General features: G+C 61.7%; 26 protein-coding genes and 1 pseudogene. 13 read left to right on the top strand and 14 right to left on the bottom strand.

The features are described 5' to 3' along the window. Positions 1-242: 242 nt before the first annotated feature. Positions 243-1,061, bottom strand: coding sequence for a hypothetical protein (locus ACRWA7_RS07180; RefSeq protein ID WP_438392066.1), 819 nt, complete (start codon positions 1,059-1,061; stop codon positions 243-245). Positions 1,062-1,371: 310 nt separating this feature from the next. Here ACRWA7_RS07180 and ACRWA7_RS07175 point away from each other — a divergent pair, with 310 nt between their 5' ends. The 4 genes from ACRWA7_RS07175 to ACRWA7_RS07160 are packed head-to-tail and all read left to right on the top strand — an operon-like array spanning position 1,372 to position 5,525. Then, positions 1,372-3,723 (top strand): TonB-dependent receptor, encoded by a 2,352-nt coding sequence (locus tag ACRWA7_RS07175; RefSeq protein ID WP_438392065.1) that lies wholly within the window; start codon positions 1,372-1,374, stop codon positions 3,721-3,723. A 23-nt stretch (positions 3,724-3,746) separates the two neighbouring features. Continuing rightward, the gene (locus ACRWA7_RS07170; RefSeq protein WP_438392064.1) at positions 3,747-4,382 is read left to right on the top strand and encodes a MotA/TolQ/ExbB proton channel family protein; all 636 of its coding nucleotides are present in this window, start codon (positions 3,747-3,749) and stop codon (positions 4,380-4,382) included. Next, positions 4,379-4,783, top strand: a complete 405-nt coding sequence (locus ACRWA7_RS07165; RefSeq protein ID WP_438392063.1) for an ExbD/TolR family protein — start codon at positions 4,379-4,381, stop codon at positions 4,781-4,783. The genes ACRWA7_RS07170 and ACRWA7_RS07165 overlap by 4 nt, the downstream gene beginning before the upstream one ends. 13 nt (positions 4,784-4,796) lie before the next feature. Beyond that, positions 4,797-5,525: an energy transducer TonB gene (locus ACRWA7_RS07160; protein ID WP_438392062.1), complete on the top strand. Its 729-nt coding sequence runs from the start codon at positions 4,797-4,799 to the stop codon at positions 5,523-5,525. A 12-nt stretch (positions 5,526-5,537) separates the two neighbouring features. Here the strand turns inward: ACRWA7_RS07160 and ACRWA7_RS07155 are convergent, their stop codons facing one another. The 5 genes from ACRWA7_RS07155 to ACRWA7_RS07135 form a co-directional block, all read right to left on the bottom strand. Beyond that, a complete protein-coding gene (locus ACRWA7_RS07155; RefSeq protein WP_438392061.1) occupies positions 5,538-6,026 on the bottom strand; it encodes a Fur family transcriptional regulator in 489 nt (162 codons plus the stop codon). Positions 6,027-6,157: 131 nt separating this feature from the next. Then, positions 6,158-6,973: a metal ABC transporter permease gene (locus ACRWA7_RS07150; RefSeq protein ID WP_438392060.1), complete on the bottom strand. Its 816-nt coding sequence runs from the start codon at positions 6,971-6,973 to the stop codon at positions 6,158-6,160. Between the two features lie 2 nt (positions 6,974-6,975). After that, on the bottom strand, positions 6,976-7,887 hold the full coding sequence (locus ACRWA7_RS07145; RefSeq protein WP_438392059.1) for a metal ABC transporter permease: 912 nt from the start codon (positions 7,885-7,887) through the stop codon (positions 6,976-6,978). Between the two features lie 5 nt (positions 7,888-7,892). Beyond that, positions 7,893-8,696, bottom strand: coding sequence for a metal ABC transporter ATP-binding protein (locus ACRWA7_RS07140; protein ID WP_438392058.1), 804 nt, complete (start codon positions 8,694-8,696; stop codon positions 7,893-7,895). A 22-nt stretch (positions 8,697-8,718) separates the two neighbouring features. Beyond that, the gene (locus ACRWA7_RS07135) at positions 8,719-9,708 is read right to left on the bottom strand and encodes a metal ABC transporter solute-binding protein, Zn/Mn family (RefSeq protein ID WP_438392057.1); all 990 of its coding nucleotides are present in this window, start codon (positions 9,706-9,708) and stop codon (positions 8,719-8,721) included. A 101-nt stretch (positions 9,709-9,809) separates the two neighbouring features. On the opposite strand from ACRWA7_RS07135, the gene ACRWA7_RS07130 reads away from it, so the two are divergent. The 4 genes from ACRWA7_RS07130 to ACRWA7_RS07115 all read left to right on the top strand — a co-directional run bounded on the left by ACRWA7_RS07130 (position 9,810) and on the right by ACRWA7_RS07115 (position 13,123). Further along, positions 9,810-10,817, top strand: coding sequence for a CobW family GTP-binding protein (locus ACRWA7_RS07130; protein ID WP_438392056.1), 1,008 nt, complete (start codon positions 9,810-9,812; stop codon positions 10,815-10,817). Between the two features lie 341 nt (positions 10,818-11,158). Then, positions 11,159-11,620, top strand: a complete 462-nt coding sequence (locus ACRWA7_RS07125; protein WP_438392055.1) for an SET domain-containing protein — start codon at positions 11,159-11,161, stop codon at positions 11,618-11,620. Between the two features lie 42 nt (positions 11,621-11,662). Beyond that, a complete protein-coding gene (locus ACRWA7_RS07120) occupies positions 11,663-12,553 on the top strand; it encodes a PIG-L deacetylase family protein (RefSeq protein WP_438392054.1) in 891 nt (296 codons plus the stop codon). A gap of 48 nt (positions 12,554-12,601) precedes the next feature. Next, complete coding sequence (locus ACRWA7_RS07115) at positions 12,602-13,123, top strand: Fur family transcriptional regulator (RefSeq protein ID WP_438392053.1); 522 nt, start codon at positions 12,602-12,604, stop codon at positions 13,121-13,123. A gap of 119 nt (positions 13,124-13,242) precedes the next feature. On the opposite strand, the gene ACRWA7_RS07110 is transcribed toward ACRWA7_RS07115, so the two are convergent. Next, complete coding sequence (locus ACRWA7_RS07110; RefSeq protein ID WP_438392052.1) at positions 13,243-13,515, bottom strand: hypothetical protein; 273 nt, start codon at positions 13,513-13,515, stop codon at positions 13,243-13,245. Between ACRWA7_RS07110 and hisI the strand changes: the two genes are divergently transcribed. Further along, positions 13,514-13,981, top strand: coding sequence for a phosphoribosyl-AMP cyclohydrolase (gene hisI, locus ACRWA7_RS07105; RefSeq protein ID WP_438392050.1), 468 nt, complete (start codon positions 13,514-13,516; stop codon positions 13,979-13,981). The genes ACRWA7_RS07110 and hisI overlap by 2 nt on opposite strands. A gap of 23 nt (positions 13,982-14,004) precedes the next feature. Here hisI and ACRWA7_RS07100 read toward each other — a convergent pair whose 3' ends face one another. The 4 genes from ACRWA7_RS07100 to ACRWA7_RS07085 all read right to left on the bottom strand — a co-directional run bounded on the left by ACRWA7_RS07100 (position 14,005) and on the right by ACRWA7_RS07085 (position 17,763). Next, positions 14,005-15,369: a dihydroorotase gene (locus ACRWA7_RS07100; RefSeq protein WP_438392831.1), complete on the bottom strand. Its 1,365-nt coding sequence runs from the start codon at positions 15,367-15,369 to the stop codon at positions 14,005-14,007. Next, positions 15,363-15,935: a 6-pyruvoyl trahydropterin synthase family protein gene (locus ACRWA7_RS07095; RefSeq protein WP_438392049.1), complete on the bottom strand. Its 573-nt coding sequence runs from the start codon at positions 15,933-15,935 to the stop codon at positions 15,363-15,365. Before ACRWA7_RS07095 ends, ACRWA7_RS07100 begins: the two co-directional genes overlap by 7 nt. 16 nt (positions 15,936-15,951) lie before the next feature. Beyond that, a complete protein-coding gene (locus ACRWA7_RS07090) occupies positions 15,952-16,098 on the bottom strand; it encodes a hypothetical protein (RefSeq protein WP_438392048.1) in 147 nt (48 codons plus the stop codon). A gap of 861 nt (positions 16,099-16,959) precedes the next feature. Then, positions 16,960-17,763 carry an HAD-IIB family hydrolase gene (locus ACRWA7_RS07085; RefSeq protein WP_438392047.1) on the bottom strand — a complete coding sequence of 268 codons (804 nt, stop codon included), beginning with the start codon at positions 17,761-17,763 and terminating at the stop codon, positions 16,960-16,962. Between the two features lie 251 nt (positions 17,764-18,014). Here ACRWA7_RS07085 and ACRWA7_RS07080 point away from each other — a divergent pair. Further along, a pseudogene (locus ACRWA7_RS07080) lies at positions 18,015-18,196 on the top strand (MetQ/NlpA family ABC transporter substrate-binding protein); the annotation flags it as partial. On the opposite strand, the gene ACRWA7_RS07075 reads toward ACRWA7_RS07080, so the two are convergent. From ACRWA7_RS07075 to ACRWA7_RS07065, 3 genes are all read right to left on the bottom strand, one after another. Continuing rightward, on the bottom strand, positions 18,195-18,977 hold the full coding sequence (locus ACRWA7_RS07075) for a phytochelatin synthase family protein (protein ID WP_438392046.1): 783 nt from the start codon (positions 18,975-18,977) through the stop codon (positions 18,195-18,197). The pseudogene ACRWA7_RS07080 and the gene ACRWA7_RS07075 sit on opposite strands and share 2 nt — an antisense overlap. Before the next feature lie 100 nt (positions 18,978-19,077). Continuing rightward, complete coding sequence (locus ACRWA7_RS07070) at positions 19,078-19,626, bottom strand: glutathione peroxidase (protein ID WP_414969242.1); 549 nt, start codon at positions 19,624-19,626, stop codon at positions 19,078-19,080. A 465-nt stretch (positions 19,627-20,091) separates the two neighbouring features. Then, on the bottom strand, positions 20,092-21,423 hold the full coding sequence (locus tag ACRWA7_RS07065) for an NtaA/DmoA family FMN-dependent monooxygenase (protein ID WP_438392045.1): 1,332 nt from the start codon (positions 21,421-21,423) through the stop codon (positions 20,092-20,094). 279 nt (positions 21,424-21,702) lie between these two features. Between ACRWA7_RS07065 and ACRWA7_RS07060 the strand changes: the two genes are divergently transcribed. The 3 genes from ACRWA7_RS07060 to ACRWA7_RS07050 all read left to right on the top strand — a co-directional run bounded on the left by ACRWA7_RS07060 (position 21,703) and on the right by ACRWA7_RS07050 (position 23,792). After that, the gene (locus tag ACRWA7_RS07060) at positions 21,703-21,891 is read left to right on the top strand and encodes a hypothetical protein (RefSeq protein ID WP_414969240.1); all 189 of its coding nucleotides are present in this window, start codon (positions 21,703-21,705) and stop codon (positions 21,889-21,891) included. 32 nt (positions 21,892-21,923) lie between these two features. Continuing rightward, positions 21,924-22,625: a riboflavin synthase subunit alpha gene (locus ACRWA7_RS07055; protein ID WP_438392044.1), complete on the top strand. Its 702-nt coding sequence runs from the start codon at positions 21,924-21,926 to the stop codon at positions 22,623-22,625. Between the two features lie 159 nt (positions 22,626-22,784). After that, positions 22,785-23,792 (top strand): adenosine kinase, encoded by a 1,008-nt coding sequence (locus ACRWA7_RS07050; RefSeq protein WP_438392043.1) that lies wholly within the window; start codon positions 22,785-22,787, stop codon positions 23,790-23,792. Positions 23,793-23,835 lie beyond the last annotated feature (43 nt).

The raw sequence follows: 23,835 nt of genomic DNA, 5'->3' as shown, positions 1-23,835 counted from the left end.
ACAAACGGATGTGCCAGTCGCCCCCGTACAGGGAATTACTGATCAGTCGCGGGCCCGGTTTCGCCAGTAGCCAGTTTCGGGCTGAGCCTGACTGACTCGAGGCGATACGGCAGGATGCCAACAGGGCGCGCTTAACTGGCGAAAAGATAACCCGGCGCATCGGGGCACGGTCGAACGAGTTCCAGGCGGGCGCTTTCGAACGCACTACACGCCGATAACGCCGCCTGATGACGCGCATGATTTCACCCTCCGAGTTTCTTTTGTCGATCACTATGTTTGCGCAGATTGCTGGTCAACTCGGAGATGATCTCGGTAGCCGCGCCGATGATCTGACTGAAGTCGAATCCCGCGCGCGTCATCTCCCGATAGAACGATTTCGCAAGAATCCTCGATACCTGACCGGGATTTCCTATCGATTGAGTGACGATGTCGCCGATCGTCTGGTCGGACGGCTGTCCCAGGGCTATCTGGGTGAACGGCGAAACACTGAGCTTTTGCAGATGGTCGGCCTCGATCGCCGTCGCAATGAATACGCTGAAAATCCGCAGTACGTTCAGGTCGTGCTCACTGAACTGTGGCCTGCCTTGCGGACCTGAAACCTGCACAAAACCGATGAACTTGCCGCGTAGCGTAAGGACGGAAAACATCCTGTCCCGCGACTCGCAATATCCAATGATCGGCGTCTTGCCCGAAGCATGGATTTCGCCGAACGACGCGACATGGCCGGAGCATACCTCGGCGATTTGCTCGTCGGTCGAAGTGGAAACGATGCATCGCGTCGCCCCAAGGGCCTCGGCGACTAGCAAGCCCAGATTATCCAGAACAAACGTTGCCCGCTGATCGGCCAGACTTCCGGTCATCGCTCCGGTATTCTCTTCATAGCTGTGCTCTTGATTTTTCATGCGCGTTTTTCTCCCGGCGAATGCCGATCTTACTTTATCGACTACAGAATCTCGCGCATCCCGTGTCCTCTGCCTCTCGAACCGGGCAGGCGTTAAAGCGCACGCTCCCTCACGCAATGGCCTTGAGTAACGATCTCTACGCTGTGCATTCGTGAGCATGCCGAAACGACGTGCCCCCGAATGGCCACTGCATCTCCCGACGGAGACGACCCAGGCCGACGACATCGTTGGCATCCCCCCGGCAACCAGTCTTCACCCATCCATTCAAAGCTTACAAATAGCTTCGATAGACATCCCTGATTTCAGGTGAAATAATGCGTCACATCTGAAACGTAACGTTATATCATTTCATTTCAAGCCGCCCGCTGCCCCCGCTATCCGTGCGGAACTGGAACGACCACCGGATGCGCCGCGGACGGATCTGCGTTGTAAGAACCGTCTTTAAAAACAAACCTCTTGCTCCGGGATCATGAACCACCGCACATTCATCGCCCATGCGGCGCTCGTTTCGTTCGCCATCGCCGCCGCCGCGCAGGCTCGCGCCGCAGACACCGACTCCACGCTTGGTGGAACAGTCAACGATGCCGCCGGCAAGCCGGTGGCTCATGCTGCCGTCGTGCTCAAGGACGCCAGCGGCTCGACGGTGGGACAGACCACGACCGACCCGACCGGCCACTTCGCGCTTCAGCACATCGCAACCGGCACCTATGCGGTCGCTGTGACGGCGCCGGGTTTCGCCGCCACCTCGCAGATCGCAACCACGGCGTCGGCCACACCGGCCAGCGTGAGCGTTGTCCTGCAAAAGGACACCACGCTCGATGTCCAGGTCAACGCGAAGCGGCTCGACGAAGCACGCAACGGACTACTTCCTGAGACGGGCAGCAGCATCTACCGGATCACTCAGGCCGACATCCAGGCCATGCCGCAGGGCGAGAACACCCCGCTGAACCAGGTGCTGCTGCAGGCGCCTGGCGTCGCGGACGATTCATATGGCCAGTTGCATGTGCGCGGCGACCACGCAGACCTGCAGTACCGTATCAACGGCATCCTGATTCCCGAGCCGATCAGCGGCTTCGGCCAGTCGCTCGACACCCGCATCATCGATCAGGTCAACCTGCTGACCGGCGCGCTGCCGGCCGAATATGGCTACCGCACCGCCGGCATTGTCGACATCCGAACCAAGTCCGGCGACCTCGGCAACGGTGGCTCGATTGACGTCTACGGCGGCCAGCGCGGAACGTTGCAAACGAGCGCCGATGTCTACGGCAGCAAGGGCGATTTCACCTACTTCTTCAGCGGCTCGGTGGGTGCCAACAATCTCGGCATCGAAGCGCCCACATCGTCGCCCGACCCGATCCACGATCGCACGCGTCAGGGCAATGCGTTCGGCTACATGTCGTACATCATCAACCCGCTCACCCGCGTGAGTGTGATGTTCGGCACGGCCGCCAACCAGTTCGAAATCCCGAACACGCCGGGCCTCACGCCCAACTTCTCGCTTGCTGGCGTGCCGAATTTCAATTCGGCGAACCTGAACGAAAACCAGTCGGAACTGAATAACTTTGCGGTCGTCGCCCTGCAGGGAACCAACGGTGGCGCGCTCGATTACCAGGTGTCCCTCTTCACACGCTACACGCGCACGCAGTTCAATCCTGACCCGATCGGCGACCTGATCTTCAACGGTGTTGCCTCCCAGGATTTCCATAACGACACGGCTAACGGCCTTCAGGCCGATACCACCTACCGGCTGAACGACCACCACACGATCCGTGCCGGTGTGTTCTTCCAGCAGGAGCATGCGCAGTTCCGAGACAACGTATCCGTGTTCCCGGCTGACGAAGACGGCAACCAGACGTCAGATGTGCCCTTCAATATCGCCGACTCGAGCAGCAAGACCGGTTACCTGTACAGCGCCTACCTGCAGGATGAGTGGAAGATCAACAGTCGGTTGACGGTGAACTATGGCCTGCGTTACGACGGCATGGACCAGTACGTGCAGGCAAACCAGCTGAGTCCGCGCATCGGCGCGGTGCTCAAGGTCACACCCACGACCACGTTCCACGCCGGCTACGCCCGGTACTTCACGCCGCCATCGATGGAGCTCGTGTCCAGCTCAACGATCAGCCGCTTCGCCGGCACGACCAACCAGAGCGAAGTTACGCAGAACGATCCGGTCCAGCCCGAGCGTGACGACTACTTCGACCTGGGTGTGACGCAGCAGGTCGGTTCCGATCTCACCCTCGGGCTGGACGCGTACTACAAGAAGGCGCACAACCTGCTCGATTTGGGCCAGTTCGGCGCGGCTCTCGAGTACACGCCGTTCAACTACCAGTACGGTCGCGTCTGGGGCATCGAATTCACAGCCAATTACAAGCACGACAACGTCTCGGCCTACCTGAATCTCGCCTATAGCCGCGCGCAGGGCAAGAATGTCAATTCCGCCCAGTTCAACTTCGGCGCGGACGAACTGTCCTTCATTTCCGATCACTGGGTGTTCCTCGACCATGACCAGCGCGTGACGGCCTCCTTTGGCGGGGCGTACAACTGGCACCAGACCACCTTCACGATGGACGGGACGGTCGGCAGCGGCCTGCGCGAGGGCTTCGCCAATACGGGCAAGCTGCCGCTCTATGCGCAGTTCAATCTCGCCGTGATCCAGCATTTCAACCTGCCGATGATTGGCAAGGTCGACGGGCGTGTCGTGGTGGTGAATGCTTTCGGCAGGACGTACGAACTGCGTGACGGCTCCGGCATCGGCGTGTTCGCACCGCAATACGGTCCGTATCGCGCGTTCTATGCTGGCGTCACCAAATACTTCTGACGCCACAATAACCGGATACCTTCATGCAAGACTGGCTGGGAATTGTGCAGGCTGCACGCGTTGGCGGCTGGGTCGTCTATCCGCTGACGCTGCTGGCCGTAATCGCGCTTGTCATCATCCTCGATCGCGCCTGGGTGTTCTGGCGGTTTGCCGCCATCCCCCGCCCGGACGCGGACGGCAATGTGCCCGGCGATCCCGGTCACACCGCAGCGTTCCGGCACCTTCCCGCGCAGCACGCGCTGCGCAGACTGTTCGATCCATTGATCCGTAACGCCGCAAAGCCCGCGTGGTGGATCGAGGCGAGAGCCGGTGCGCTCGCGCTCGAGGTCCAGCGAGACATGTCAAAGGGCCTGTGGGTGCTGGAGACGATCGTGACGGCCGCGCCGCTTCTCGGCCTGCTCGGCACGATCGTCGGTATGATGCACGCGTTCCGTCTTATCGGAAACAACGGTCTGGTCAACCCGGGCGGTGTGACGGGCGGCGTGGCGCAGGCGCTGGTTGCCACCGCCATCGGTCTCGTGATCGCGCTGGTGTCGCTCTTTGCCTTCAACTACTTTTCCCGCCGCATCGACCGGCTGGTGGATGAACTCGAAGCGAGCGCCAGTGCGTGGCTGAGCGACCTGAGGCTGGAGCAGGAACGCCAGACAGAAACATCATGAAGCTGCGCCGCTCCCGTGCATCGAAACGCGGCCGTATCGAGATCATTCCGATGATCGACGTGATGTTTTTCCTGCTCGCCACCTTCATGCTCGCCTCGCTCGCGATGCAGCGGCTCGACGCCGTCAGGATCGATCTGCCTCAGGGTGCCGCGCAGCCGCTTGCCGAACAGCAGCCGCTGACACTGGGCATCAGCCATTCCGGCCAGATCCAGGTGAACCGTCAGAACGTGCAGCTCAGTGAAGTTGCGGGTACCGTGAAACGGCTGCTGCCCTCCGATGGCAACGTGGTGGTCGCGGCAGACGCCGGCGCGCCGAACGGGCTGGTTGTCCAGGCCATGCTGCAGGCCCGCCAGGGTGGAGCGGGCCATTTCCTGATTGCGCTCCAGCGTGACAACCCATAGCCTCGCGGGCTTCGTGAGACTGCGCCTGCTAAAACTGTTCGATGCGCGCGGCACGCGGGCGATCATCGCGTTCGTCCTGGCAGTCGCGCTGTGGTCCGTCTTCATCGACTGCTTCGTGGACGGGCTGTCGGAAAGCCCGGAACCCGTCCGGCCGCTGACCCTCGACGCGCGCCTCGTGGAAATCACGCCTGCGCCTCCCCCGCCAGCGCGCCCAGCGCCTGCAGCTCCGCCTGCGGCGGCACGATCTGTGTCCCACGTCGCCGCAGCGGCTCGTCCCACCCATGTGGTTCGCCCAATGGTCCGCCAACCGGCCCCGGCTCCTTCACCGTTACCGGCTCGTTCTGCAACTCCGGCCCCCGCACCTGTCGCCGCGCCATCAGCCACGACGGAAAACCGCCCCGGTACCGCGGAAACGGCAGCCACCTCATCGTCGTCGACAGGTCCTTCGACTGGCGCGAGCTCCGGCGCGTCCGGCAACGCGAGCGCCCATCCGATCCTCCGGCCGTTGCCGGTGCTTCCCGATGACCTGCGCGAGTTCGCCTATCAGGCCGTGGCTCTCGCCCGCTTTACCATTCATCCGGACGGCTCGGTCGATGTCGCGCTCGTGAGACCGACGCAGAACCCGCGACTGAACCAGCTGCTGCTGGAGACGCTTCGAAACTGGCGTTTCTTTCCGGCCATGAAGGACGGGCATCCAGTCGAAAGTGAACAGGACATCCGGGTCCATTTCAACGTCGGGTAACCGGGCAAAGCGTCATGAACGGCAGCTATCGCAGATCGCCCGGACCTCGACGATGCTGCTATTGCATGTGAAACCGGCGCGGGCCAGCTCCTCGTCGAGCTGCTCGCCGAGAATCGTTGTGTCGACCTGCCGGACCTTTGCACACCGGGTACAGATCGCGATCAGATACCGACCGCTGTCCGGAATGTCACGCACGAGGGCATAGCCGTTCACGGTATCGAGTCGGTGGACCAGGCCCTGTGCAATCAGAAAGTCGAGAACCCGGTAGACCGTCATGGGCGGCACGATCTGGTTGTGCTCGCGCAATCTGTCCACCAGTTCGTACGCCGTGACAAACTTCTCCTGCCGCAGAAGAAGCGCCCCCAGCACCGCGGCGCGCAGCGGCGTAAGCCGGACTCCCCGCTGCTCGCAGCGCGCCCGGGCGAGTGCAAGCCATGTCTGCACGTCCCCGGCAGTGCCCGTTCCCTTCAGCCGGTGAATCTCTTCAATCACGTGTCGCATAGGTCAGGCGATCCGCGCATTCAGTCAATGGAGAACGACTGTCCTGACGCCCATCAGTTTTCGCATGCACTGTCGCGCTCGATCCAGGGCCGGAAATCTGCACGACACATTCGGGGACGTAGACAATACTGCTATCGGGCGGCAGCACCGACAGCCGGGTGTTGTCCCCGTGCTCGCCTCCACGCCCAGCCAAGGCCGTACTGGAGTGCCCCGATGGCGCCCACAAAAAATCCGATGGGCCAGTCCGAGACATACGACAGCGCGATGGCGGCCCATACGGTCAGCAGCGATAGCACAACCGAGAGGAGCACCGCCGTCCCCGGCCGGCGGCTCAGCGAGCGGGCGGCGCAGGCTGGGCCAACCATCAGGCTGAAGACCAGCAGCGCGCCCACCACCGGTAATGCCATGGCCGTGGCGAGTGCGAGGATGGCGAGAAACGCGAATTCCATGTGCCGACTGGATACCCGCTGCACCTCGAGCAGTTCGGCAGACACGGACCCGAGCAGCAGCGGGCGAAACAGCAGCGCGATGAACACCACGCATGTCGCACTGATGAGCGCAACCGACACGAGATCGCGGTTGCTCACGCCCAGCACCTCGCCGAAGAGCAGCGCGTACACCGCCTGCGAATATTGTGTCGTCATGCTCAGAAACAGTGCGCCGAGACCGAGCAGCATCACGAGACACAACGCGGTCGCAACCTCAAGGCGGCCGCGACGACCCAGCCAGCTGATTCCGATCACTCCGGCGGCGGCGGCAACGACCAGGCCGGCAAGCGGATTGACGCCCAGGAGGCTCGCTGCCGCCGCCCCAGGAAACGTGCCGAGCGGCAACGCGTGGGCCGCAAACGCGGCGCCCCTGACGACCACGAAGAAACCCACCAGGCCCGCGACCACGGCCACGATCGTCGCAACGAGCCAGGTGTTGATCATGAAACTCGCAAACATCGTCAGACCTCCCCCCGTCCGGGCGCCGCCAGCGTAACGGCAACGTCGCGGACCCGTACCGGGCTTCGCGGCCACCAGCCGGCTGCGACATACAGCGCAAAGATGAGCGTGACCACAAAGAAACTCACCGGCCAACCGTGCCCGGGTGTCCAGTAATAGCTGTCCCAGGCAAGAAGAATCCCGGTCCAGGTTACGAACACGCCTATCAGCGCGGCGAGCAGCACTGCGCGCCCCGGCCGTTTCGCGATGCGCAATGCGATCGCGGCCGGCCCGATCAGGAGCGCCGTCGACAGGATGGCGCCCACCGTGATGGCGCAGAGCGAAACCGCGAGCGCCAGCGCGAGCAGATGCAGCAGCCCCACGAGCCGAACACGTACGCCCTGAACGGCAGCAAGCTCCGGGTCGAATGAACTGAGCAGCAGCGGGCGGTAGAGCACGGCAACCAGAACCAGCGAACCGGCACCGACCGCCAGCGCGGCCGGGACGATCGCGGCCGGAATCGCAAACATTGAGCCGAACATCACCGTGATGGCTGCGCCCGTGGTGCTGTGCGACGTGACGTCGAAATAGAGGAAGAGCGCCGCGAGCCCCAGGCCCGCACCGAGCACGACCCCGGTCACGAGATCGCGCTCGCGCGCACGACGGATGCGGACCATTTCCATGCCGGCAGCCGCGAGCACCGCCATGACCAGAAAACCCAGCAGCGGATTGATCCCGAGGAGGAACGATGCCGCGCCCCCCGCGCTGCTCACGTCGGCCAGTGCGTGCCCGGCGAAGGACTGTCCACGCATCACCGTAAAGACGCCGATGACGGCGGACACGAGCGCGGCACCGCCTCCGACCACCACCGCCGTATGCACCGGCTCACTGGTGAGGAAACCCGGCCCGACGATCGACTGGACTGAAATGTTCATGATCATCACGGCACCCGGGCGACGTGCACCGGGTCGTGCGCGTGCAACGGCCCGCTGTCCTCCGGACTGCCGGCAGCAACGACCAGCACGCGACCATGCACGCGGATGACATCGATGTGGTAGCCGTACAGTCCGCCCAGCACTTCGCTGCGCACGACCTCTTGCGTCGAGCCGCTTGCGGCGTGCCCGTTGGCGAGATACACGATGCGGTCCATCACCGGCAAGAGCGGGTTCATGTCGTGCGCCGACAGCAGCACGGCAATCCCCTGCTCGATGCACAACCGATGCAGCAGCGCGACGATGCCGGCGACGCTGCGCACATCGAGATTCGCCAGCGGCTCGTCGAGCAGCAGCAGGCTGGGCCTTCGGATCAGTGCGTGCGCAATGAGCACCCGCTGCTGCTGGCCACCCGACAGGTCACCGATGCGCTGGTCCGCGAAAGGCCCTGCCTCGACTGCCTCGAGCATGGCGTCGACCGCCGTCCACCGCTTCCTCGAAGGAAATGGCAGGCCGAGACGCCCCCCGTCCAGTCCGAGCGAGACCAGATCGCGGGCCCGCAGGGGCAGGTACGGATCCAGCAGGATCTTCTGCGGCACATAACCGATGGAGGCCGCCCCCCTTGCTCCGTTGACGCGAATACGGCCCGCCTCGGGCTTCTGGAATCCCAGGATCGTACGCAGCAGCGTTGTCTTGCCCGATCCGTTCGAGCCGATCAGCCCGCAGAACTGGCCCGCCTGCACGGTGAAACCTACATCATGCAGAACGGTATGCCCCGGGAACGAGACACTTACCCCCTCGACGCCCAGCACCTCACTCCCGTGACACATTGCGCTACTTCCCTGCGTGCAGCACTTCGGTCGAAACCTTGCGGGTCACGGCCCTGTCCAGCGCATTGACTTCCTCCAGCATCCACGACTGGTACGTGAAGCCCGGCGTCGGCATGGTCTCATAGACGCCCACGACCGGGATACCGTTCTTCTTTGCCAGCGCAAGGAACGATTGCGTGAGCGCGTCGGTGACCTGCTGGTTGTAGACGAACACCTTCACCTTGTGGTCCGTGAAGAGGGCATTCTGCTTCGTCACGTCCTGCGGCGACGGGTCGGTGCCGTTCATGATCGCCGCCTGCATGCTGTATGGCGTCTGGATGTCTGCGCCCGCCGCCTCCAGCATGTAGTCGGCGACGGGCTCCGTCACGGCGAGAGGCGTGCCCGGATGGTGGGCCTTGAATGCGGCGATCGCATCAAGCCAGGGCTTGAGCGATGCATCGAACTTCTTCTCGTTTGCCTGGAAGTAGCTCGCCTGGGCGGGATTCAGCGCGGACAGATCAGCCGCGATCTCCTCTGCCACGGCGGGCATCGTCTTCGGGTCGTACCACAGGTGAGGATTTCGCGTGCTGTCGGGCAGACCGAGCAGGTGCTGCACATCGATCACCTTGCGTTTGCTGTTCGGTGCGGCCGCGATAATCTTGTCGGCCCATGCGTCATATCCGATGCCGTTCTTGATCACGAGATCGGCCGCTGCAATTTGACCGGCGACCTTCGGGTTGACCTCGAACGTATGCGGATCGGTATTCGGGTCCGTCTCGATCGCCGTCACCTCGACGTACTGTCCGCCGATCTGGGAAATGACATCGGCGTACTCGTTTTCCACGCCGACTGCCTTGATCACAGCGGGGGCCGCCGAAGCCGCGGTGGCACTGCCCAGCAGTACAGCCGCAGCGATGACCGCGCACGAAATGGCCGGTACCCGGCCTCTTGTCACCCTGGCGCGCAACGGAAGACTCCGGGTTGTCTTCACGTCGATCACATCGTTTTCTTTCATCTTCTTTTCCATTCGTCAGTAGTTAGTGGCCAATTTATGAAATGATATAACATTACTCACCGACGAAACACTTTTTACTCTCACCCGGACCGGAGTCCGCCATGCAAGTCGCTGCCGAAGTGCCACGTATCCCCGTCACCATCCTCACCGGTTTCCTGGGTGCCGGCAAAACGACCCTGCTGAACCGCATCCTCACGGAGCACCATGGCGGCCGGATAGCCGTCATCGAGAACGAGTTCGGCGAAGCCGGCATCGACAACGAACTGCTGGTCCAGGACGGCAACGAGCAGATCATCGAAATGAACAACGGCTGCATCTGCTGTACCGTGCGCGGCGACCTCGTGCGAATCCTCTCGACGCTGGCGACCCGGCGCGATGCGGGTGAACTCGGATTTGACCGTGTCATTGTGGAGACCACCGGTCTTGCAGATCCCGCACCGGTCGCCCAGACTTTTTTCGTCGACGATGCTGTGCACCAGCGGTACCTGCTCGATGCCATCGTGACGGTGGTCGATGCCCGCCACGGCGCCGACCAGCTCGACGAGCATCATGAAGCCCAGGAGCAGGTCGGTTTCGCTGATCGCATCCTCGTCTCGAAGGCGGATCTCGCGGGCGAAGCGCAAACTCAGGCGCTGATGCAGCGGCTGCGCCAGATGAACCCGCGTGCGCCCATCCGGGAGTCCCACTTCGGCAAGACCGACCTCACCCAGCTGCTCGACACCCGCAGCTTCGACCTCGATGCCATTGTCGAAATCGAGCCGGATTTCCTGCAGGACGTCTCGCACACGCACGATGACGATGTGACCTCGTTCGTCTACCGCAACACGACGCCGCTCGACCAGGAGAAGCTCGAAGCCTTCTTCAGCACGATAGTCTCGATTTACGGCACGTCGATGCTGCGCTACAAGGGTGTGCTGAATGTCGCGGGACTGGACCGGCGCCTCGTCTTCCAGGGCGTCCACATGATCTTCGGCGCGGACCTGGGCGCCCCGTGGCGCGAGGGCGAATCGCGTGAAACGAAAATCGTCTTCATCGGCAAGCAGCTGCCTGCGAACGTCTTCAAGGCGGGGCTTGACGGTTGCCTGCAGATCGGACGGCCCGCTGTGTGACCGGTCTTCCTGCCAGACGTGCCAGCCGCCTGCCTGCCCACAGACCTTAAGTCCGTGCGTTCCTTCGTATGGGCCAGAAGAGGCCATGCGCCGCCGGGGAGCGACGTGACCATGCCGATCCGCAAATCGTCCGGGGCGGCAGGCAGGCATGCCCCGCATCTGTCCAGGCGAACAGCACACTGCCTGTCGCGCAACCTGTCGCCTCATCGCCCCGCAGCCCCTTCCATGGTCACGCGAAACGCTGCCCGCCCGACAGCGATTTAACGCAACGTGGTTGCAGTAATGGATCGCCGTCACGCTATACTCGGCCACCGCTCACTATCCCCCCGGCAACTCACGTCATGCCCCGTCGAATCCAGATCCGGCGAAGCGCCGTCCACGGCAAGGGGGTGTTCGCTCTTGCCGATATCCCTCGTGGTACCCGCATCCTCGAATACAGGGGCAGGCGCATCACCCATGCGGCTGCGCGGCGTCTGCATGCGCCCAACCCCGAAGAGCCGTTTCACACGTTCCTGTTCGCACTCAGCGACGGTCGTTACTGCATCGATGGCGGCACAGATGGCAATGCTGCGCGCTGGATCAATCATCGCTGCGCACCGAACTGTGAAGCCGTGGAAGAACATGACCGCGACGGCACCCTGCGCGTGTATCTTCACGCAAAGCGCCTGATCCGTGCGGGTGACGAACTGAGCTTCGATTACCAGTTACATCTCGATCATCCGGTCACCGATGAGGACCGGCGCAATTATCTGTGCCGCTGCCGCTCGTGGAACTGCCGTCGTACCATGCTGGCTCCCGGCTGAACCCCCAAGATGCCTTCCTGACGACTTTCGAGCACCTCTGAGATGACCCCGCCCGCTCCTGACGAGAACAGCCTGGCCGCCTACGTCCAGTCCTTCAGTGCCCTGTTGCATTACCCGCTTGTGATTCCCCAACTTCCCGCCCTCGCGCCAACGCCGCGCGCGGTGGACCAGACGCGCCCCCTCGCCCTGATCGTCTCGCCGCACCCGGACGATGAATGCCTAACCGGTGGGCTTGCGCTGCGACTGCGGCAGGAGGCGGGCTTCGAGGTGCTGAACGTCGCTGCCACCCTGGGCAGCAACCGCGAGCGACGCAGCGAACGCTGGAACGAGCTGTGTCATGCCTGTGACCGGCTCGGGTTCGCGCTTCTCGATCCGGGTTTCGAGGGCCGCGAGCCGGTCACGCCGGCACGACGCCAGGCTGATCCGACGGGCTGGGCCCGCGACGTCGACCGCCTCGCGGCGCTCCTTGACGAATACCGGCCTCGCGTCGTCTTCTGCCCGCACGCGCGCGATGGTTCCGCGACACACATCGGCGTCCACTGGCTTGTGCATGACGCCCTGCAGCACCACGCACATGCCATCTGGCTCGCGCAGACAGAATTCTGGGGAACCCTCGAGCACCCCAGCATACTCGTTGAACTGGGGAGCGCCAACGTCGCCGCCCTGATCGGCGCGCTGACCTGCCATCGCGGCGAAGTTGCCCGCAATCCCTATCACCTGCGCCTGATGTCATGGCTCGCCGACAGCGTGCGGCGCGGCGGCGAAGCCGTTTTCGGCGCCGGAACGCAGCCGCCCGCCTTCGACTTCGGCGCGCTGTACCGGCTCGAACGGTGGGCACACGGCCACCCGGCCACAACCGGTCGTCCGCTCGCCATCGCCGGGCAGGACAGTCTTAAGGCACTGTTCGACGAAGGCGTGCCGCCACGTCCGTGACCGTGGCCATCTCATTTGAATGGCGTTGCCCGCGCTGGCAACGCGACGATGTATCATTTCATCACTGGTCAACTACGTTCATCGATGCCCACCCGCCACTCCCCGCGCACGCCTGCGCCCCACGCTGCTACCGACTGGGCATCGCGCCTGCGCGAGGCGGGGCTGCGCTGCACGGCGCTCACCGTTGCCGTACTCGAACACCTGGAGGGCGCCCGTCAGCCCCGTTCTCATGACGAGCTCGCCCGCGATCTGGGCGCCGCAGCCGTTGCCGGGAAAATCGACCGCGTGACCCTGTACCGGATCCTCGACCGGCTGACAGCGGCCGGCCTCGTCACCCGCATCCAGGGATCGGACCGCGCCTGGCGCCACGCCATTGCGCAGCCGCAGAGCGCTTCCGGCTATTTCGAGTGCGACCAGTGCCACAGCATCTCCACGCTTCCCGAAGATCCCGAACTCGCCGGTGTGCTCGCCCGCATCGAGCGCCGGCTCAGCCGGCGTGGCGTCCACAGTACCAACTCCGCCGTCACCATCCACGGCACCTGTCGCGACTGCTCGGCCCACGGTGTCTAGGCGCGCAGGATCCCTGCGCCTGTTCCAGTACCGGATGCTTGTCATTACTGCAACAATGTTGCATTAATGACCAACCCTGCTAACATGGGATTTTCTTCCGACGTGCCGTACCCATGAGCTCACCGATTCTCCAGCGTTTCGATGCCTGGCAGTACTGCATCGAGCACGAGTGCGGCATCCCGCTGACCCCAGCGTTCATTCAGGAACGCCTGGCCATCCTCGGGGACACTGCCCATGCCGAGACGCAGCGGTTCGCGCGCCTGTACGGCGAAGCACACCGGCAGCGGATCGTGGACTGGTTCGCCATCGCCCTCGAAAACACGTCGCTGCGGGCCTGAAACGTGGCTTGCACCAGCGACTGGACCCGTATTCTTCAACTGAACGTTCGCCATGACCACTCCACTGCAGTTCGCTCCGCGCACGACCGTCGCCGAGGTTGAGGAAGGCCGCTCGCTCTCCCCGAAATTCGGCCCGGACGGGCTCATTCCCTGCGTCGTCACCGATGCCGCGCGTGACGACGTGCTGATGGTCAGCTACATGAACCGGGAAGCCCTTGCTCGCACCATCGAAACCGGCATCGCCCACTACTGGAGCCGCAGCCGCGACACGCTCTGGTCCAAGGGCGCGACGAGCGGTCTGACCCAGCGCGTGGTCGAGATGCGCATCGACGATGACCAGGACGCGCTATGGATCCGCGTCGAGGTGGCGGGCAGCGGCGCAAGCTGCCATGTCGGCTACCGAAGCTGCTTTTACCGGGCTGTGGATCTGCCCGAATCAACGTTGCGCTTCACGGAAAGTGCGAAGACGTTCGATCCGGTCGCCGTGTATGGCGACGCGCCCAATCCCACGCAGCTCTGAAAATTTCCAGGGTATGCATGGCATCATGCAGGCGTAATGGCCATCTTGTTGCAGAACCGGACCGGCTGGCCCACTGGTTGCCCCTGCACGGCGTCATCGCGCGTCACCACCTGGCCACGCACGATCGTCGCCATCGGCCAGTCCGTCACGCGCATGCCGTCGTAGGGCGTCCAGCCGCACACGCTCGCCATCCAGCGGTTCGTGATTTCACGCCTTGCCTTCAGATCGATGAGCGTCAGGTCCGCGTCATAACCCACGGCAATGCGGGCCTTGCCCATGATCCCGAACACCCTTGCGGGACCAGCGCTCGTCAGTTCCACCAGACGCTGCAGCGACAGCCGGCCCTGGCTGACGTGATCAAGCATGACTGGCAACAGCGTCTGCACGCCCGGCATGCCGCTGGGCGGCTGCGGGTATGGGCGCGCCTTCTCTTCCTGCGTATGCGGGGCGTGGTCGCTGCCGAGCGTGTCCACCTGTCCTTCCCGGAGTGCATGCCACAGCGCCTCGCGGTGCCGCGCATCGCGAACCGGCGGATTCATCTGCGCGAGCGTACCGAGCCGTTCATAGCATTCGGGCGCGCACAGCGTCAGATGATGCGGCAGCACCTCGACTGTCGCCCGGCTGCGGTGCGCAGCCAGAAACGCGACTTCTTCTGCCGTGGAAACGTGCAGCACATGTAGCAGCCGTCCCGCTTCGGCCGCCATTCCGACAATCCTGCGCGTCGCCTTGAGCGCACTTTCGACGTCCCGCCAGCGTGGATGGTCCCGCACATCGCCCGAGGCTTCCACTATCGCGCGCCGCTCGCGTAGCCTGGCTTCGTCCTCCGCGTGCACGGCCACGTGCCGCCGGCCGTGCGCGAGAATGCGCCGCAGCACGGTGTCGTCGTCGGTCAGCAGGTCGCCAAACGAACTGCCCATGAGGACCTTGACGCCGGCGCATCCTGGCAGGGTTTCGAGATGGCCCAGCTCGCTGGCGTTGACCGACGAGCCTCCGATATAGAACGCGATATCGCACCACGCCCGCCCGGAGGCCGCCGCGAGCTTCCTTTCGAGGTCCGCGCGGTGCAACGTCAGTGGATGGGTGTTCGGCATCTCGAACACGGCCGTCACGCCGCCCAGCACCGCGCCGCGCGTGCCCGCTTCGAGATTCTCCTTGTGCTCCAGCCCTGGCTCGCGGAAATGCACCTGCGTGTCGATCACGCCAGGCAGCACATGAAGCCCGTCCGCCTTTACAACTTCGCTGGCACTCCAGCCGCGTGCGTCGAGCGAGACAATGCGGCCATCCACACACGCAATGTCTGCCTGTGCGCTTTTTTCCGGTGTGACGACGGTCCCGCCCCGCACCAGCAGATCGGCATGGCGCCCGGTTGCGCCCTTCGCCGTCAGCATGCCGGTGCGCACGCTGACGTGCTGGCCAGCTCGTCCAGGATGCCGGTCGCCGCTTCGGGGCGCACAGCTTCCGAGAACCCGATCAGCGCGGGCGTGACAAGTCCCATGCGCGGGTTGTAGGCATCGCGGCGGAAGCATTGTGCGTAGCCGGTAGCCGTCTCGTGGACGATGACCGACTGGACCGTAACATCGGCTTCGCCATTGCGCATCGGCATGGCGCAAATCACGGCATCGACGAGCACGAAGAACTCCCGCGAGAGCTGCTCGGCGCTGGGCGACACCGGCAGCGCAATCCACCGCTGCGAGTAGCCACGGCACATGTCGATATACGCGGGATTGTCGTGATCCCAGAACACGAGCGTGTGATCGAACGCATCGACAATCTCGCGGACCTCTCCCTTGAGGAGGCCGAAGTCATAGACCATCTGTCCGTGATCGAGCGCATCGGCTTCGAGAATGATCTCCACACGATAGGAATGGCCGTGGATCGACCATGCGCAGCGGTGCGATGACGCATGCCGCACGACGTGCGCCCCCTCGAACGAAAACAGTTTGCGGATCAGCATCAGGATTTCCTTGTACTCAAAGCTCGTTCGCGATGCGGCGGTATCCCTGAACGAGCCTGACATTGGTCTGGGCGACGTCCTCCGAGAACTCCGACGCGCTGGCCGTCACCTTCGGAATGGTCGACAGATCCGTACCCGGTCCGATTCGCTGGGTCGACGGCAACCAAAAAAGATGCTATGCACTGCCGATTGTCGCAACATTCTGCAACGACCGCCTCTGGCCGGTTTATCTTTATCGGCGAGAACGCGACCCGCTCCGGTCACCCGGTGCGCTCCAAAGAGGTCGCTCATCTGCCGAAAACACCCGGCTCGCTCAGCATTTCGATTAGACCTTCCGGATAGACCGTCTCGGTGGTAGAGCGCAGTTCGTCCAAGCCCCACCATCGGTGCTCAGCCATTACTTCGCGCTCCTGCGCGGTCCAGCCGTCGCGAAATAAATTCCGTGCCCGTGTGCGCGACGAAATATTGTTCGACCGCGAGAACCCACTCGCCGTCCGGTAGCTGTAGCGGTAATTCCGTTATGTCCAACAGCTCCGGGCTCGTCAGTATGTTGAAGTAGTCAACCGCCTGGGCCCTGCGTGCCCCGCATTGAACGCCGCCTAGTGTTTGCCTGTGATGACTTCGTGCATTACGATCCATGGGGGCTGGTCCTTGGAATGAGACGGGTGTTTGCCTGGTAACAACCATCCTATCAATCCCTGGATCAGCCTCCTCCGCTTCTCTTCAAGTACTTACCCGCGTCTTCTCCTCCATGCTGGCTTAAGTAAGTGCCATTCACCCTAGGTGTCGTTCGACAGAACGCCGGCCGGGAGGGGTCAGTTGATTTCATCCATAGAGGACATTTGCGCGTCGCATGCGTTCAGCAGCAACTCAAGCCAGCCAGGTGTCCCTTCAAAATCGGGAGTTCTTGACCTACGACATGCCGGAGGGTGACTCCTCTATCTTGTCGTTCACCGAAGGTGAACGCAGGATGTGGTGGCAGAAGAGTCCAACCACTGCGGGATTGATGTGCCGGACAAATGATTTATGCAATAGCCACGCTAGGCGCATTGAAGCGAGTTCTAAGGATCGCGTCCGCAAATTCGACGAAACCAGCGCCTCCCGGACCGCTGGTGACCCACGCGGGCGGAACAGGCAATTGAGGTAGGTAATCAACAACGGTGCTCACGCCCACCGTATGTTTGAAGAAGCCGAACATCGGTGCATCGTTAATTGAGTCGCCGGAATAAGCAACCAACTCGGTGGCGACCTCTGCACTGATCCCAAATGTTTCGGCAAGCACTCGTATCGACATCGACAACTTGTCGTAGCCACCAATCCATCCGAGTACCCAAAGGTTATTGATGGTTGCATCTGCCCCCGCGCCAACGAGTGCTTCGACAATTCGGTCATCTATATCGGTCCCGGTACGCTCGTAGGCAAGACTGGTCAGCCGAAAGGCTTGATCGTCGGCCTGTCGAGCCTGGGGGATAGCCTTCTCGACGGTCCCGGCGATCGCCTGAAGTTGCTTCTGTATGTCGGTAACGCGTCCCTGAGGATGCCAGTAATTCCGCTCGACGCTGTGTCCGTTGGGCTCACGACTAAGAAAGAGCCCGCCGTTCTCGGCAATGACGCCATCAACCGGCCACATGCGTGCCATCTGATCACACCACCCAGCAGGCGCGGCGGTAACAGGCACGACCCGAATGCCGCTCGCCTGCAACCGCTCAAGCGCCAGGTATGTGGCTGCGGCCAGGCGCCCCTTATAGGTCAATGTCTCATCCATATCGGTAAGTACGAATTGGACGGTAGAAAACTGATGGGGCGGCGCTATAGACAATCTCTGCATGATCTTTGTCGAATGATTGCCAGCCAATTATGAAGGTTGACGCGAGACTTGTTCTTCCTGTTTCTGGAATGTTTATCAGGAAGATGGCTAAAGACGCGTTGAGTAACTCGGCTGGCCACCAACGGCCGCTTCGGACGTGCCGACGCGGTCGCGAATCGAGCCAACGACTGGAAACGGCTGGCTTCTGGCTGTTGGTTATCGTCAGAAGTTAATCTGCAAGAGAAAGACGAGTTGCTCCAGAGCATCCGATGGAGATTCAGGCCCGCCGCTACACCATCGTACCGGATGGTTTCACTTATGTTCAGCCGATCGGCGTGTACTCCCGGAAAGTAAAATCGATCGACGCGCTACCGCAAAACGCGACGATCGGTGTGCCCAACGATCCAGCAACGAAGGACGCGCACTGTTGCTGCTGCAAGCGAACGGGCTTATTACTGCCTGCCGATGGTCACGATGCCTCGGGAAAGCCCGCTCACTGAGTCCGCCGCTTGCGACCCTGCGTACAACTTCGCTATTGGAACCCACACGGCCGGATACTTGTATCGTGCAACATCGAGAACGAGCGCACTATCGCTGGCAACGTCGAACGCTGCGATGGGCGACCAGTGACCGCCGCCGACTTCGCCAATCTCCACACGCCTGAAGTTCAGCAGCGCGAAGCGGTCGCTACGACCAGCGGTGTCGAGAATCAAATTGCGAAACTGCGCGAGCGTCAAGTCGGCGGAGTGAAATTTCTCGACGTCAACTGGAAATTCGCTCAAGACCGCGCTGAGCTGATCGAGCGTCATGCCCTCTTTCGCAACTCGATCGGCATTGGCCACTCGTGGATCAACGCCGCGGAAGAAGTCCTCCTGCGAAAAGTAGGGGAAATCAGGGTATTGCGTAGACTCGGGACGGCGGATTCCCAGGGCATTCAGCGCCATTACAGAGGTTGCGACGGAACAGTAGGCCTCATTTCTCTGGGTTTCGAAATACTCTGATAGCGGCCAGTACGACTGGTTGGCGGCAGCAGAGATCAACCGCTTTTGTCCCCCGGCTTCAGTCAGCGCGATGAGGTCAGGCGGAACAGGCAATGGGCCATCGGCTCGATGTATTGCGCTTGGCGCAACAGCATGACTCGCGATGGGCGGCAACGGCGCACATGCAGTGAATGCAAAGGCCAGCGCAACAATCGGCCACGCAGCGCGACCTGCGCGCCGTAGCGTGAAAAGCATCGTCAGTCCACCTGTGCGAACTCGGCCGGAGCGGTTGATCCAACCGTACACGGCATCGTAACGATGCCTATACGCTGTTGTGAGAGTGAACGAGCGCGCATCACGCCCGCGCAAGCTCCGCCTGAATAGCATCGAGCAACCGCGCATCCTCTGCTGTAACGTCGGGAGCGAAACGCCCTACTACTTGACCATCACGGTTCACGAGGAATTTCTCGAAATTCCACAACACGTCGGGCACCGGGTTGGGCTCGACCCCGTAACCCTTGAGACGCTCTCGAAAGGGGCCATCGCCAGTAGCATCCGGCTGTGCGGTCGTCAGCGTCCGGTACAACGGGTGCTGGTCCGCGCCAACTACGGATATTTTGGAAAACAGGGGAAACTTTACGTCGTAGGTCGTGTTGCAGAACGCCAGGATCTCCGCGTCGCTACCCGGCTCCTGTCCCTTAAAGTTATTTGCAGGGAAACCTAACACCTCCAGCCCCTCTGCCCGCTTATCCTCATACAGCTTCTCCAGGCCTTCGTACTGTGGTGTCAGTCCGCATTTTGAAGCCACGTTCACCACCAGCAATACTTTGCCCTTGAACTGTTCCAGCGTTAGCGACGCACCATCGATGGATTTCACTGGAACATCGTAGATCGTTTGGCTCATTGTCTGGCTCGCTTGAAATGAAGGTTCATGGGGTTAGTCACACTCTGGATTATTCGCGACAGCAAGCTTGTATGCCACCCGCGACCCTCGACAGTAGCACCGCCAAAGCACGTCTCTTATCCGTATTTCTGATCCCTTTATACGGCAACTGACTTGAAACGAATATCCTGAGCGTCAGCACGACCGGCATCGCGTCAGCTTCGTGCAACCGGCCCGTCGTCTAAGTCATTCTTTATCGGGTAAGAACGTTAAAATGGGGTCACGCAGAAACCGCAAACGGTCGTCTCTCTCGAAAGTGAAGCTGATCGTGCAACAGCATCCGACCTCGGGCGCGCGACGCCGCGTCCGGTGAGCCGCCGAGCTAGTCAGAGATGGTTCGGGCGTCGGCCATGAATGCGTCGTCGAATAACATTCCGAGTCTCCTGTGCGGATCGTGAGCGTCAGCGAATAGAGGAGCGCTGCAGATCAACCCCCATTCGCCGTGTGCTGTCCGTCTCCGGCTAAAATCGTCTGCAGCGGGGGCAATTCGAGATTCGACCGTAGATCGCCACCGCAGTAATCAGTGTCGATCAAATTGCGCTTGCGTAGTTCCGGCAGGAGTCCATTCAGCAGAAGGTCTTCCTGATCCGGCTGACCAAGCCCGTGCAGCGAAACTATATCGACCAGCCCCGCGCGATACCGTTCCTCGATTGCATCGGCGAGTTGCTCCGGCGTGCCGGCGACGGACCAGTGGCCGGTATCCTGCGCGCGGATAATCAGCTCGCGCAACGTGAGTCCCCGCAAGACATAAGCGCGAAAGATCGCGACACGCCCGCGCCGCCGGTTCACGCTCTCGATCGTGGGTAGCAACGTCTCGGGCAACGGACGGTCCAGCGATAGACCGGTCAGATCGATTGCGCCACCGAGCATGTCGGCGAGCTTCAGCCTGCCCTGCTCGTAGTCAATCCGTTCGTGCTTCTCGCGCAGTCGCCGCGCGACGTCCGCGGGCGATTCGCCGATCACTGAATGAAACGAGTTCATTACGAACGGCAATCGGTTCGCGCGACCGAAGCCAACAGCCTGACGATGCAGTTCGGTTATGAACGCACGCGCGTCGTCGAGCGTCGGCTGCGAGGTATAGATGACTTCGGCGTAACGCGCGCCCAGCGTCACGCCGCTCGCCGACTGGCCAGCCTGGAACTGAACCGGCCGCCCTTGCGGTGGCGGCGGCACGTTGAGTGGCCCCTGAACGTGGAAATGCTCGCCGCGATAGTCAATCGCGCCGAGCTTGCGTGAGTCAATCGAGACCGAGCCCGCAGGCGTGCGTCGTGCGGCCGCCGCGTCGTTCGCGTCGAACAGCGCGTTGACAACCTCAACGAACTCCCTCGCACGTGCATAGCGGTCCTCCGGATCGGGTAGCGCGTCATTGCCAATGTTCTCCTCGCCGACCGACGACGTGACCGCATTCCACGCAGCTCGGCCGCCGCTTACATGATCGAGCGTGCCAATCAACCGCGCGATGTTGTACGGATGGTGGTAGGTGGTCGACACTGTCGCGACGAGCCCGATGTACGACGTCGCTTGACTCAGCGCAGCGAGCGCGACGATCGGCTCTTGGCTACCGGTATTGCCAGCTAGCCCAGCGGGGTCGGCCTGCAGCAGGTCGGCCGTAAAGAGGCCCGTGATTTTTTCAGCTTCCGCCTTACGCGCGAGTGCCGCTGCGCGGCGGATGCCCTGCGCCACCTCCGCGTCGCCGCTCGCATATAACACGCTGCCCGCGCCAACTAGCGTCTTTAATCGTCTGCGCGCGACGCTCATGCTGCGCTCCAGCCATTCAAACCGCACCACGTCGCAAAGGCTGATATCGCGATAACGTCGATATCGAAGCCAGCGCGCCGATCCTTTCGTTCGTGCATAAAGAGTTCCTTTAGATTCGCGAACGATACCGCGACCCACCCCGCTGGCCAGAACAATATTTTCGGCTTTCCATATTCTTCTTCATTGCTTGACCGCTCGATGCTCAACGAAAAATAATCCCCGAGCCCCGAATTGAAATGTCGATTTCGATTTATCCGTCCTATATTCGATTTCGAAGCAATGACATTTCAAGCCAACCAGCCGGGCCAGAATGCGGCGAACTTCACCTTCATGCTGGGCGTGCTGGACAACATCAAATTCGCGTTCGGCGGAAATTCGTCCTGGACGCTGGTGCGTAGAAGCGTGGTCGCCTTCGACTTGACCAAAGCCGGCCGACGTTTTTCACTCTATAACCCGGCAAGAAAATGACCAGGTGTTGGACTCGCCACATCAGGAGCTTTATGTTCACAGGTATCGTTCATGGCACTGCCTCTCTTTCAGAAATTTCTGACTATCAAGGACTACGCACGTTCACCATTGAGTTTTCGTCAGGGTTTTGCCGTGATCTGGTAGTGGGCGCGAGCGTCTGCGTCGATGGCGTATGCCTTACCGTGACGGAAATCGTGTCTACCGATGTTGCTCGATTCGACGTGATCCTTCAAAGTCTGTCGATTACGGCTCTTGGAGGTTACGGCGTGGGAGCCACTGTGAACGTCGAGCGCGCCGCGAAGGACGGTACAGAAATCGGCGGCCACCCGATTTCCGGACATATCGACTTTTCAGCGCCAATCATAGCGGTACAAGCCTCCGAAAATAATCGTTTGCTTCGCATAGGTATCCCGCCACAGTTTCGCAAATATGTATTTGCCAAGGGCTATATTGCGATCAACGGAGCCAGCCTTACCGTCTCCGAAGTAAACCGCAATGAGGGCTGGTTCGAGGTGTGGTTGATTCCCGAAACCAGGCGTGTGACGGTGTTTGAGCAAAAGCAGGCCGGCAACATACTCAATATGGAAATCGAGCGCGGTACGCAAGTCATGGTCGATACCGTACGAGAGGCGGTGGAAACAAGTCTGGGCAAGCTAAAGCCCCAGCTTGACGCTGTCCTCCAGGAACGTGGATTGAACCTTGAAGATTTCATATATCCACCGGCCTTGAAATGAGTGTGTCCAAGGGCGCACTGTTGCTTGATAGTGCGTCGATGAGCGCAAGTGCCCGATCACGAGAAATGCCGCATTGCACAGCAAAAACCAGCGAGGCTTCCGGCGGATAGCTCACCACGCTGACGCCTTACATTCCTGTACGCACCTACCTCCTTTTCGATGAAAAACTACGACCTCTACGCCATCGGCAACGCCTTGGTGGACTCCGAATACGAAGTGAGCGACGCTCAGCTCGAGGCCCTGCGCGTGGACAAAGGCCATATGGCGCTGATCGACGCAGACCGGCGCGCCGAGCTGCTGCGTGACCTGCAACTCATCACTGCGCGCCGCAGCGGTGGCGGATCGGCCGGTAACACCGCGGTCGCACTATCGCAATTGGGCGGTCGGGCGTTTTACGCGTGCCGTGTGGCTGACGACGAACTGGGCGAGTTCTACATGCGGGATCTGGCTGCGAACGGCGTCGCCACCAACTTGACTCGCACACCCTCCGCGGCGGGCATCACCGGCACCTGCATCGTATTGATCACACCCGATGCAGAACGAAGCATGAGCACCTTTCTCGGCGCGACAGCCGAACTGGATGCTACGGCACTGCACGAGCAGGACGTCGTGAGCTCCAGTGTCTATTACATGGAAGGGTATCTGGCCGCTTCGCCCACCGGACTGCAGGCCGCGCTCCAAGGCCGTCAGATAGCGCGGGATGCCGGCCTCAAGCTGGCCACCACGCTCAGCGACGTGAGCATGATCAATTTTTGCCGGGGAGGCCTTGCTGCCATGGTTGGCGAGCAGCTTGACTATCTGTTCTGCAACGAAGAGGAAGCTCAAGCCTGGTGCGGGACGCAGGATCCGTCTGTGATATATCGCGAGATCAGCCAACTGGCTCGCACGGTCTGCCTGACTCGTGGCGCGCAAGGCTGTGTGCTACTGGAACGCCACCAGCAAACTTCCGTGGCCGCGGACGAGGTAAAGGCGGTCGACACCAACGGCGCCGGGGACATGTTTGCCGGCGCGTTCCTCTATGCCGTGACGCATGGCTACAGCCACATCGACGCGGCGCGGCTGGCGAATCAGGCCGCCGGTCAGGTGGTCCGTCAATACGGTAACCGTTTAACGCGAGACAGGACGCTGGCAATCAAAGCCCACTTCAAGCAGAACACAAGTTCCTGATTCACCCGAATCGCCATGTCAATAGACACACGCTCCGCCGAAG

Source organism: Caballeronia sp. DA-9, assembly GCF_051615025.1.
Taxonomy (GTDB): Bacteria; Pseudomonadota; Gammaproteobacteria; order Burkholderiales; family Burkholderiaceae; genus Caballeronia; species Caballeronia sordidicola.
This window is presented reverse-complemented; position numbering and strand designations above follow the sequence as displayed.